General features: G+C 71.3%; 11 protein-coding genes. 6 read left to right on the plus strand and 5 right to left on the minus strand.

Features of this window, described 5'->3' with window-relative positions; translation table 11 throughout:
• Window positions 1-55 precede the first annotated feature (55 nt).
• The 5 genes from HW837_RS33435 to HW837_RS33455 are packed head-to-tail and all read left to right on the plus strand — an operon-like array spanning window position 56 to window position 4884.
• A complete protein-coding gene (locus tag HW837_RS33435) occupies window positions 56-460 on the plus strand; it encodes a zinc ribbon domain-containing protein (RefSeq protein ID WP_052683145.1) in 405 nt (134 codons plus the stop codon).
• Window positions 461-519: 59 nt separating this feature from the next.
• On the plus strand, window positions 520-1893 hold the full coding sequence (locus HW837_RS33440) for a CaiB/BaiF CoA transferase family protein (RefSeq protein ID WP_193380904.1): 1374 nt from the start codon (window positions 520-522) through the stop codon (window positions 1891-1893).
• Window positions 1890-3068, plus strand: a complete 1179-nt coding sequence (locus HW837_RS33445; protein ID WP_045562288.1) for an acyl-CoA dehydrogenase family protein — start codon at window positions 1890-1892, stop codon at window positions 3066-3068. Before HW837_RS33440 ends, HW837_RS33445 begins: the two co-directional genes overlap by 4 nt.
• A gap of 26 nt (window positions 3069-3094) precedes the next feature.
• On the plus strand, window positions 3095-3877 hold the full coding sequence (locus HW837_RS33450) for an electron transfer flavoprotein subunit beta/FixA family protein (RefSeq protein WP_093789761.1): 783 nt from the start codon (window positions 3095-3097) through the stop codon (window positions 3875-3877).
• Window positions 3878-3918: 41 nt separating this feature from the next.
• The gene (locus HW837_RS33455; RefSeq protein ID WP_045562290.1) at window positions 3919-4884 is read left to right on the plus strand and encodes an electron transfer flavoprotein subunit alpha/FixB family protein; all 966 of its coding nucleotides are present in this window, start codon (window positions 3919-3921) and stop codon (window positions 4882-4884) included.
• A 189-nt stretch (window positions 4885-5073) separates the two neighbouring features.
• On the opposite strand, the gene HW837_RS33460 is transcribed toward HW837_RS33455, so the two are convergent.
• From HW837_RS33460 to eno, 5 genes are all read right to left on the minus strand, one after another.
• A complete protein-coding gene (locus HW837_RS33460) occupies window positions 5074-5940 on the minus strand; it encodes a 3-hydroxybutyryl-CoA dehydrogenase (RefSeq protein ID WP_193380905.1) in 867 nt (288 codons plus the stop codon).
• Window positions 5941-6173: 233 nt separating this feature from the next.
• Window positions 6174-7283, minus strand: a complete 1110-nt coding sequence (locus HW837_RS33465) for an alcohol dehydrogenase catalytic domain-containing protein (RefSeq protein WP_177261846.1) — start codon at window positions 7281-7283, stop codon at window positions 6174-6176.
• A gap of 62 nt (window positions 7284-7345) precedes the next feature.
• On the minus strand, window positions 7346-7897 hold the full coding sequence (locus HW837_RS33470) for a carboxymuconolactone decarboxylase family protein (protein ID WP_193380906.1): 552 nt from the start codon (window positions 7895-7897) through the stop codon (window positions 7346-7348).
• Between the two features lie 46 nt (window positions 7898-7943).
• The gene (locus tag HW837_RS33475) at window positions 7944-8960 is read right to left on the minus strand and encodes a VOC family protein (RefSeq protein WP_193380907.1); all 1017 of its coding nucleotides are present in this window, start codon (window positions 8958-8960) and stop codon (window positions 7944-7946) included.
• Between the two features lie 105 nt (window positions 8961-9065).
• Window positions 9066-10376: a phosphopyruvate hydratase gene (eno, locus tag HW837_RS33480; RefSeq protein ID WP_045562295.1), complete on the minus strand. Its 1311-nt coding sequence runs from the start codon at window positions 10374-10376 to the stop codon at window positions 9066-9068.
• Between the two features lie 499 nt (window positions 10377-10875).
• On the opposite strand from eno, the gene HW837_RS33485 reads away from it, so the two are divergent.
• On the plus strand, window positions 10876-11469 hold the full coding sequence (locus tag HW837_RS33485) for an NADPH-dependent FMN reductase (RefSeq protein ID WP_078853891.1): 594 nt from the start codon (window positions 10876-10878) through the stop codon (window positions 11467-11469).
• The last annotated feature ends 125 nt before the right edge of the window (window positions 11470-11594 follow it).

Genomic DNA, 11594 nt, shown 5'->3' on the forward strand with positions numbered 1-11594 from the left:
GGAACGGATGCCGATCTCCCGTTCCCGGCCACCGACATGCGTGCAGGAGGCCGTGATGCTCCCGATCGACACCCTCGAACACACCGCCCCGGGGGAGAACCCCGCGGCGGCCCCCGCCGCCGTGCCGGCGGAGCGCGGTGAGCTGTTCTTCCAGCGCTGCCTCTGGTGCGGCACCCCGGCCTACCGGCGCTCGTTCTGCCGTGCCTGCGGGTCCATGACCTTCCGGCGGGAACGCAGCGCCGGCGACGGGATCGTCCTGCGCCGCCACGGCCATGTGCCGCACCACACCTGGTTCGTCGCGATGAACGAGGGCTTCAACCTGCTCTGCCGCGCCACCGGCACGGTTCCGGTCACGGTCGGGTCGAGGGTGAGTGTCGTAGGGGCCGGGGCCGCGCTCGGCCAGGAGCTTCCCGCGGTCGCGGCCACCCGCCCGCCGTCGGCTTCGGAGCGTTGGTGGTGAACGGAAACCGCCCGTCGGCAGGGACCCCGCACACACGGGGCGAGCAGAGAGGAGGGTGCGTGGACACCCAGCCCACACCACCGTCGCAGGCACAGGCCGGCCCGCCCGGGGGAGCGGGGCGCGCCGCCTTGGAGGGGCTGCGCGTCGCCGACTTCTCCCGGGTCCTCGCGGGCCCCTACGCCACCATGCTCCTCGCCGACCTCGGCGCGGACGTGGTGAAGGTCGAACGCCCGGGCACCGGGGACGACACCCGGGCCTGGCACCCACCGGCCGACCACGACGGCACATCGACCTACTTCCTCGGCGTCAACCGCAACAAGCGGTCCGTGACGCTGGACCTCACGACCGACGTCGGCCGCGAACAGGCCCGCGCCCTGGTCGCCGGGTGCGATGTGCTGGTGGAGAACTTCCGCCCGGGCACGATGGAGCGACTGGGCCTCGGACCAGCTGAACTCCGCGCCCGGCAGCCGGAGTTGGTCTACTGCTCGATCAGCGGCTTCGGCAGCGGCGCGGGCGCGGCGATCCCCGGGTACGACCTGCTCGTGCAGGCCGTCGGCGGGCTGATGAGCGTGACCGGGGAGGCGGCCGGGGAGCCGGTGAAGGCGGGCGTGGCCCTCGTCGACGTGATCACCGGTCTGCACGCCTCGCTCGGCATCATGGCCGCCCTGCGCCACCGCGACGCCACCGGGCAGGGCCAGCACGTGGAGGTGAACCTCCTCAGCTCCCTGCTGTCGGCCCTGGTCAACCAGGCGTCGGCGTTCGCCGTCGCCGGCGTGGTGCCGGGCCGGATGGGCAACGCGCACCCGAGCATCGCCCCGTACGAGACCTTCCGGGCCGCCGACCGGCCGATCGCCGTCGCGGTGGGCAACGACCGTCAGTTCGCCGCGCTCGCCGACCTGGTGGGGGACCCCGGGCTCGCCCGCGACGACCGGTTCCGCACCAACACCGACCGCGTCGCCCACCGTGCCGAACTGCGGGACATCCTGACGGCGCGGCTCGGCGCCGCCGGCGCGGACCACTGGTCCGCCCTGCTGCTGGCCGCGGGCGTGCCGGCCGGGCCGGTCAACACCGTCGAGGAGGCGTTCGACTTCGCCCGGAAGCTCGGCCTTCCCGGCATCGTCGACATCCCCGCCGATCCCGCCGATGTGGCCGATGTGGCCGATGCGGCCGATCCCGCAGACCCCGCCGATCCGGCGGGGGCGAGGCCCGCCCGCCAGGTCGCGAACCCCATCACGCTCAGCGCGACACCGGTCCGGTACGACCGGCCACCGCCCCGCCTGGGCCAGCACACGGCGGAGATCCTGCCCCCCTCCGCACCCCGCGCCACCGAGCCGGACACGACCGAGCCGGACACCACCGAGCCGGACATGACCGAAGCTCACCCGACCCACGCGAACACGATGAACACGACGAACCACAGGAGCCCACGATGAACGACGCCACGCCGCTGAAGGACCCGCTCGACCTGCTCGACCTGCCCTCCACCCTCTCCGACGAGGAGCGCGAGATCCAGGCCACCGTCGCCAAGTTCCTCGCCGACCGGGTCCGGCCGCACATCGGCGAGTGGTTCGAGAACGCCCACTTCGCCCGCGAACTCGCCCCGGAACTGGGCAAGTTGGGTGTCCTGGGCATGCACCTCGACGGCTACGGCTGTGCCGGCACCAACGCGGTCAGCTACGGCCTCGCCTGTCTGGAGCTGGAGGCGGCGGACTCCGGCTTCCGCAGCTTCGTCTCCGTGCAGGGCTCGCTGTCGATGTACTCCATCTGGAAGTGGGGGTCGGAGGAGCAGAAGCAGGAGTGGCTGCCCCGGCTCGCCGCGGGCGAGGCCATCGGCTGCTTCGGACTGACCGAGCCCGACTTCGGCAGCAACCCCTCGGGGATGCGCACCCGAGCCGTCCGCGACGGCGCCGACTGGATCCTCAACGGCTCCAAGATGTGGATCACCAACGGCGGGATCGCCGACGTGGCCACCGTCTGGGCGCAGACCGAGGACGGCGTCCGCGGCTTCCTCGTGCCGCGCGGGACCCCCGGCTTCACCACGCAGGACATCAAGCAGAAGATGTCGCTGCGCGCGTCCATCACCTCGGAGCTGTACTTCGACGACGTACGACTGCCCGACTCCGCCCGGCTGCCGCACGCCCAGGGCCTGCGCGGACCGCTCTCCTGCCTGAACGAGGCCCGCTTCGGCATCCTGTTCGGCGCGGTCGGCGCCGCCCGCGACTCCATCCAGTCCGCCATCGCGTACGCCGACTCCCGCGTGCAGTTCGACAAGCCGATCAGCGCCTTCCAGCTCACCCAGAAGAAGCTCGCCGACATGAGCGTGTCCGTCGGCAACGCCGCCCTGCTCGCCGTGCACCTGGGCCGGCTCAAGGACCAGGGCCGCATCCGCCCCGAACAGATCAGCGTCGGCAAGCTCAACAACGTCCGCGAGGCGATCGCCATCGCGCGGGAGTGCCGCACGATCCTCGGCGCCAACGGCATCTCCCTGGAGTACTCGCCGCTGCGCCACGCCAATAACCTGGAGTCCGTCCTCACGTACGAGGGCACCAGCGAGATGCACACCCTGGTCGTCGGACAGGCGATCACCGGCTACCCGGCGTTCCGCTGACCGGCGCGGACCCAAGGAAGACGACCGTGAACATCGTCGTACTCGTCAAGCAGGTCCCGGACACGGCTGCCGAACGCGCCCTCTCCGCCACCGATCTCACCGTCGACCGCGAGGACACCGATCTCGTCCTGGACGAGATCAACGAGCGAGCCGCGGAAGAGGCGTTGACGCTGAAGGAGACGGTGGGCGCCGAGGTCACCGTCATGTCGATGGGACCCGATTCCGCGCTGGAGGCCATCCGCAAGGTGCTGGCCATGGGCGCCGACCGCGGCATCCACATCAGCGACGCCAGGCTCCACGGAGCCGACGTGGTGACCACCGCGCAGGTGCTGGCCGCCGCCGTGCGGACGGTCGGGGACGTCGACCTCGTCCTCGCGGGCAACGCGACGACCGACGGACAGACGAGCGCCGTCCCCGCCGCCCTCGCGGACCTGCTCGGGCTGCCCCAGCTGACGCACGCCCGGGACGTGACCGTGGACGCGGGCCGCGTACGGGCCGAGCGCGAGACGGAGGACGGCGAGGCGACGCTCGACGCGCCGCTGCCCGCGCTGGTCAGCGTCACCGAGAAGATCAACGAACCGCGCTACCCCTCCTTCAAGGGGATCATGGCCGCGAAGCGCAAGCCGGTGCGGACCCTCGACCTCGACGACCTCTTCCCGGACGCGGACGGAACCGGGTTCCGTGTGAGCCGCACCCGTGTGCTGACGGCCGTACCGCGTCCGGCGCGGGTCGCGGGCACCCGCGTCACCGACGACGGCTCGGGCGGCCGGGACCTCGCCGCGTTCCTGATCGCCCAGAAGCTCCTCTGAACCACCCCGCTACACCAGCACCCCCCCGGAAGCAGGCACCCATGCCCGATGTCCTCGTCCTCGTCGACCACGACGGGGCTCGTGTGCACAAGTCCACCTACGAACTCCTCGCCGCCGCACGGCGGTTGGGCGATCCGGCCGCCGTAGTCGTCGGCGGCCCCGGCACCGCGTCACGCCTCGTGGAGTCCCTCGCGCGCCACGGCGCCACGACCCTCTACGCGGCCGAGTCGCCCGAGGCCGCGGAGTTCCTCACCACCCCGGCCGTCGACGCCCTCGAACTCGCGGTCCGCCAGGCCCCTCCCGCCGCCGTCCTGGTCTCGGCGACGACGGACGGCAGGGAGGTGGCCGGGCGACTCGCCGCACGGCTGGACGCCGGGCTGCTGGTCGACGCGGTCGACCTCGACCCCTCCGGCACGGTCACCCAGATCGTCTTCGGCGGCTCCTGCACCGTGCGCTCCCGGGTCACCCACGGCACACCCGTGATCGCCGTACGGCCGGGCTCCTTCGAGCCTGAGGAACGGCCCGTGACGGCCGTCCGGCACGACCTCGCCCTGCCACCGGTCGACCCCGCGGCCTCCGCCCGGGTCACCGACCGCCGCGCCGCGCCCGCCGGTGACCGTCCCGCACTCACCGAGGCGGACGTCGTCGTCTCCGGAGGCCGCGGCGTCGCAGGCGCGGACGGCTTCAAGGTGGTGGAGCGACTGGCAGACGCGCTCGGCGGTGCCGTGGGCGCGTCACGCGCCGCGGTCGACGCCGGCTACTACCCGCACCAGTACCAGGTGGGCCAGACCGGCAAGTCCGTCTCGCCCCAGCTGTACATCGCCCTGGGCATCTCCGGGGCCATCCAGCACCTCGCCGGCATGCAGACCTCCAGGACGATCGTCGCGGTCAACAAGGACCCGGAGGCCCCCGTCTTCGGCCTGGCCGACTACGGCGTCGTGGGGGACCTGTTCGCGGTGGCTCCCCAGCTCACCGACGAAGTGACCGCCCGCCGCGCGGGCGTCTGAGAGCCGGGCCCGAAGGCCGAGGCGGAGCTCCCGTCCCCGCTCACCCAAGAGGTGGGGGACCGCAGCTCCGCCTCGGCCTTCGGCATGCCCGGTGATCCGACGGTCAGGAGGTCAGGAGGTCCGGCGGTCACGGCCACGCGGCCGGCGCGCACCTGCGCACCGGCCGCGCGGCCGTGACCGCCGGACCCCTCACGCCGGCTGGTAGGTGAAGAACCCCTGTCCCGACTTACGCCCCAGCAGACCCGATTCGACCATGCGGCGCAGCAACGGGGGCGGCGCGTACAGCGGTTCGCGGTACTCCTCGTACAGCGCCTCACCTATCGCCGCCACCGTGTCCAGCCCGATGAGGTCGGCGAGGTGCAGCGGCCCCATGGGGTGGGCGCAGCCGGAGGTCATGCCCGTGTCGATGTCCTCGGCGCTCGCGGTGCCGGAGCCGACCATCCGCACCGCCGCCAACAGGTAGGGGATGAGCAGGGAGTTGACCACGAAACCCGCGCGGTCCTGCGTGACGATCGTCTTCTTGCCCAGCGTCTCGCCCGCGAAGGCGCGCACCCGTGCCTCGGTGGCCTTCGAAGTGTGCAGGCTGGGGATGATCTCGACCAGCGGCATGACGGGGACCGGGTTGAAGAAGTGCAGCCCGACCACCGCCTCCGGCCGGCCCGCCGCGGCGCCGAGCCGGGCGATGGGGATGGAGGAGGTGTTGCTCGCCAGCACGGCGGCGGGGTCGGTGACCACCTCGCCCAACTGCCGGAACAACGCCGTCTTGGCCCGCTCGTCCTCGACGGCGGCCTCGATCACCAGGTCCGCCCCGCCCAGTCGGGAGAGGTCGCCGGTGACCGAGATCCCGGCCAGCGCGAGGGCGCGCTCCTCGGGCCCGACGGAACCGCGCTTCTCCGCCTTGAGCAGGGAGTCCGCCACGCCCGCCAGACCGGCGCGGGCCCGCTCCTCGGTCACATCGCACAGCGTGACGCGCAGCCCGGCACGGGCGCACACCTCGGCGATGCCCCGCCCCATCTGTCCCGCGCCGACGACGCCCACGTGCTCGATCGCTGTCATGTGTGTCTCCGCCTGTCACTCCGTCGGGCGGCGGTCGACCACCGCCGACCCGGTGTGTGGTTCACATCGAGCGTAGGCCCGACACACCCCCTCTGACCTGCCCGGACAGTGCGACATCCGCGCACAGACATGCGCCGGACGCGCCATTCCCGCCCCCGGGAACGCCGAAGCACCCCGCGGCGGCGTCAGGGCAGAACAGGACCGCCGCGGGGTGCGCTTGAGGGGTACGCGGGTCAGGGGATGACGACGTAGTTGCCGAAGCCGCCGTCGGGATCCGTGGCGCGCCCCGAGATCGCCTCGTTGACCTCGGCCAGCGGGAACGGCTTGGTGATCAGGTAGGACAGGTCCAGGGTGCCCGTCGCCACCATGTCGGCCACCTCCTGGCCCTGTGCCGTGGTGAACCAGTTGGAGCCGATGAGCTGGACCTGCTCGTCCATGAGCCACTTCACGTCCACGGGCAACCGGTCGGCCACACCGCCGACGTTGACCACCTTGCCGCCCCGGCGCACACCTCGCATCGAGTCCAGCATCGTCTCCACCGGGGCCTTGGCACCGAGCGCGCTGATGACGAAGTCGGCCCCCTCACCGCCGGTACGGGACTTGGCCCACTCGCCGGTGGAGCCCTCGCCCAGCCGCATGACCTCGATCCGGTCCGGAGCCAACTCCTTGACCCGCTTGAGGAGTTCCTCGTTGCGGCCGGTTCCCAGCACCTTCGAGACACCCGACGCCAGCGCGAGCAGGGTGGAGGCGACGCCGAGCGTGCCGGTGACCCCGTCGATCAGCGCCACCTGACCGGGGCCGGCCGTGGCGTGCCGGAGCGCCCCGTAGGAGGTGCCGATGTAGCCGAGCTTGCCGGCCTGCTCGAACGTCATGGTGTCGGGGATGTTGACGATCGCGTACTGCGGTGCGGTCATGTACTCCGCGAAGCCGCCGTAGGGGTACAGGTCGAAGATCCGCTGGCCGTCGCGCGAGGTGCTGAAGTAGCCGTTCAGGGTGAAGTAGCGGCAGCGGCTCAGCTCACCGCCCCGGCACACCTGACAACTGCCGCAGGAGCGCAGCGGACTCACATAGACCCGGTCGCCGGGTCTGGTGTTGAGGACCGCCTCCCCGACCGCCTCGACGACGCCCGCCGGGTCGAGGCCGAAGATCGCGGGAAGCTGGGGCAGCGGCTGGTGCGGGTACCAGGTGGGCCAGTTGTTGATCACATTGGCCATGTTCGGCACGATGCCGCAGGCCTTCACCCGCACCAGCACATCCGTCGGGCGCGGAGTGGGTACGTCGATCGTGTCCACGGACATCGGCTCACCGAGCGCGTGGAGTCGTGCAGCGAGCATTTTCGCCATGGAAATACTCCTTGGAACTGCTCCGCCCCGAGCGGCCGGGCGCGGAGAAAACAAGAATGCGGCTACGAATTGGGGAAAGGGTTCGGGTAGTTGTCTTCGAGGTCGATGCCCAGCAGTCCCATGATGCGGACGCCGGAGTTGTACCAGGCGACGGACAACGAGAGTTCGACCATCTGCCGGTTCGTCAGATGAGCCGCGGCGGCGCGCCAGGTCTCCTCCGAGACGTCGACCCGGAGCGTGGACTCCGCGGCCAGACGCATGACCGCCTTCTCCGTCTCGTCGAACAGGTCGGACGACTCGAAGTCGGCCACCGCCGCGAGCTGTTCCTCGCTGAGCCCGGCCTTGAGCCCGTGCGACTGGTGGTGTGCGACCTCGTACGCCGACCGGGTCGCGTGGCCCACGGTCAGGATGGCCAGTTCCCTCAGCCGGGGGCTGAGGTCGGCGGCCCGCAGCGAGTTGGCGTAGGTCAGGAAGGCGTCCAGCTGGGCCGGCGCGTGGGTCAGGGCGAGGAAGATGTTCGCCGTCGGGACCTTGCGCTCGGCTTCCAGCCGGTCGTACAGGGGCTTCTGCGACTCGTCGGCGTCCTCGCGGCGCAGATAGGGGACGCGTGCCATGGGTGTCTCTCCTCCGGGAACGAAATGGTCGGCGTGACCGGGACGGTCAGCGGGTGGGCCGGGGCTGTTCGAGCAGGAACCGCTCCAGCGACATGGGTTTCGGCGGCTCGGCCGGCGCGATCTGCTCGACCCCGGCGAAGGGCGACGCCTCGAAGTACCACCTCTCCAGCGCCGGCAGGCCCCAGCGGGCGTTGGTGCTCAGCGATCCCGCGTCCCAGCGCACCGGCTCGATCTCGGTGTCGATCGTCTGGTAGTGGCTGTTGAAGACCTCCACCCGGTGTCCGTCGGGGTCCCGGAGGTAGGCGAAGAGCATCCCGCCCGGACCGTGCCGACCGGGACCGCGCTCCACGCCCTCGCCGTACCCGTGGAGACCCGCGAAGTCGCAGGCCGTGAAGATGTCGTGGCTCTCGGAGACGGTGTACGCGAAGTGGTGCAGGGCGGGACCGGTGTTCTCGACGATCGCCAGGTCCAGGCAGGTGCCCTTGCGGTACATGAACGCGCCCAGCAGCTTGTCGCCGTGCGCCAGGTACTCGGAGTTGCGGAAGCCGAGTTCGCCGTAGAACGCGCACAGTTCGTACGTGTCCGGCGCGAAGGTCTGGAAGTGGTCCAGCCGCTGCGCGTGCGCGCCCCTGTGGAGCTGGAAGTCGATGTGCAGCCTCGGCCTGGTCTCCATGTGCGCGCAGAGTTCGAGCGCCGTACCGACCGGGTCGCTGACGTGCAGGGTCCGGCCCTGGTACGGGGCGTCGACCCAGACGGCGGGCAGTCCCCGCTCACGGAACCAGGCGTACGCGAGGTCGAGGTCCTCGTCGAAGAAGACCCGGAACCCGATCCTCCCGCAGGAGCCCGCCTCCGCGCCTTCGTCGGCCTGCTCCAGGACGAGGCTGTGGTGGCAGGCCTCCGACAGACCGCGGAGGTAGCAGGTGCGTTCGTCCTCGTCGCTGACGACGAGTCCCAGCACGTTCACATAGAAATTCCGGCTCTCGGCCAGATCGGCGACGGTGAGCCGCACATGACTGGAGCGGGTGATGTTGAAACTCGGGCGCAGATTGACGGGCGGCAGCATGCTGATCTCCGTGCTCGGAACGGCTCTGGATTTTTCGCCGGCTGTGCTCTTCAGTGTCGCGCGGCGTTTTTCTGTTCGGCGGCGAGGGCCTGAGATATTCCGGTATTACGGCTCGGCCCTGGCGGTGTCGGATCCGGCGAAGGTGAGAGCGGACCAGCCGCTGAATTCGGCGGCGTTCCCGAGGGACTCCTCGATACGCAGCACCTCGTTCCACTTGGCCATGCGCTCGGAGCGGGTGAACGACCCCACCTTCAGCTGGCCGGCGTCCCAGCCGACGCTCAGATGGGCGATCGTGATGTCCTCCGTCTCGCCTGAACGGGCCGAGACGATCGTGCCGAAGCCGGCCTCCTTTCCGGCCCGCAGCGCCTGGAACGCCTCCGTGACCGTCCCGGCCTGGTTCGGCTTCACGAGGACCGCGTTCACCGCGCCGCCGCTCGCCGCGGCCTCCACCCGCTTGGCGTTCGTGACCAGGTAGTCGTCGCCGATCACCTGGCAGCGCCGACCGTGGCGCCGGGTGAACTCCACCATGCCGTCGTGGTCGTCCTCGCCGACCGGATCCTCGACGGACAGGATCGGGTACCGCTCGATCCAGCCGCCCAGCATGTCGATCAACGCCTCGGTGTCGAGCGTGCGGTCGTCCAGGGCGAGCGTGTACCGTCCGCCGCTGCCGAACTGCGACGCCGCGACGTCCAGGGAGATGCCCACCTCGGTCCCCGGGGCGAAGCCCGCGGTGACGATCGCTCGGGTCAGCATCTCCAGCGCCTCCTCGTTGGAGTCGAACGCCGGCCAGAAGCCGCCCTCGTCGGCCACGCCCTGGGCCTTGCCGGCCGCGCGCATCAGGCTTCCGGCGGCTCGGTAGATCTCGGCGGTCCAGTCCAGGGCCTCGGCGAAACTGCCGGCGGCCGGGCACATCACCATGAAGTCCTGGACGTCGACCCGGCGGTCCGCGTGGGCGCCGCCGCCGAAGATCTGGATCTCGGGCAGGGGGACGCGGACCGGCCGTCCGCCCGCCAGGTGCTGCCACAGCGGTACGCCCGCCGACGCGGCGGCGGCGTGCAGGACGGCCATAGACGTGGCCACGATCGCGTTGCCGCCGAGACGGCCGCGGTCGGTGGTTCCGTCGAGGTCCACCAGGAGCCGGTCGACGTCTGCCTGGTCGGCCGCGTCCTGGCCGGTGAGGGCGGGGGCGATCTCGTCGTTCACGGAGGCCACCGCGCCCCGGACGTCGAGACCGCCGAAGCGGCTGCCGCCGTCCCGGAGGTCGAGTGCCTCGCCCTGGCCCGTCGAGGCGCCCGCCGGCGCGATGGCCCGACCGAGCGCGCCGTCCGCGAGGCGGACCTCGACCTCCACGGTCGGCCGACCGCGGGAGTCCCACACCCTGCGGCCCTGGAGCTTGGCGATCCGCGCGTCTGACATGCGCTGCAACCTTTCGGAGTTCGGATGCGACCGGGCGGGCGTCGGGGAGCTCGTGCCGCCCGTACAGCTGGTCCGGTCGTCGGGGGAGGGAGGTCCGCACGACGGAAGGCGTGCGGGGTCGTCGTCGGTGAGCGGGAGCGGGTGGCCCCGGGGGCCCGGGCCCTGAGGGGGCGCTCCCCGCGTCGGTTCGGCGGCGCCGAGAGCGAGCGAAGGCTCGTGCGGCTCTCTCGAGGCGAAGACGAAGACGAAGGCGAAGTGCTAACGATAGCGCAATCGTGCGAACTGTTGAGGGTGATGTCAAGGGGCTGGCTGTTCAAGACTTCGCCCGGCCCGCCCCGTCGGGGAGCCTCTTGGTTCGACATGCCGTGAATGCTATCGTTCGCACAATCCCGCTCCGACAAGGCTCCGGCGGGTCCGCACGCTTCCTGGACGGACGGACAGCACAGGAACGGACGGGCCCGCCGGTCCGGGGCGCGGCCGACAGGAAAGTGAGCCCGATATGGCAGCCGAACCCGCTGGGGCGCCGATGACCCTCACCACCGTGGTGGCCAGCACTCGACCGGGACGGGTGGGACGGTCCGTCGCGGACTGGTTCACCACCCGGGCCGCGGAGTGCGAACACTTCACGTCCCACACCGTCGACCTGCGCGAACTCTCCCTCCCCTTCTTCGACGAACCGCATCCGCCCGTCCTGCGGCAGTACACGAGGGAGCACACCCGCGCGTGGAGCCGGATCGTCGAGGCGTCGGACGCGTTCGTCTTCGTCACCCCCGAGTACAACGGCGGCTTCCCCGCCCCTCTGAAGAACGCCTGGGACTACCTGGTGGTGGAGTGGCAGCACAAGCCGGCGGCGTTCGTCAGCTACGGGGGAGTCTCGGCGGGCACCCGGGCGGTCCAGATGGGCAAACAGGTCGTGGCGAACCTCAGGATGCTGCCGATCGGCCCGACCGTCAGCATCCCCTTCGTGGGTGAACTCGTCGAGGACGGCGCCTTCCGGCCCGGCAAGATCCATGAGGCCGCGGCCGAGCAGGTGCTCGACGAACTCCTGCGTACCGCCCGGGTCATGCGCCGGCTGCGCGGCGACGTGTACTGAAGAGGCGGCGCGTACTGAACCGGCGGCGCGTACTGAACCGGCGACCCCTGCTGAACCGGCGACCGTACCGAACCGAGGACGGACCGCGGGCGGGCGCCCGAAGCACGATGCTTCGGGCGCCCGCC

This window comes from Streptomyces caniscabiei, assembly GCF_014930365.1.
Taxonomy (GTDB): domain Bacteria; phylum Actinomycetota; class Actinomycetes; order Streptomycetales; family Streptomycetaceae; genus Streptomyces; species Streptomyces caniscabiei.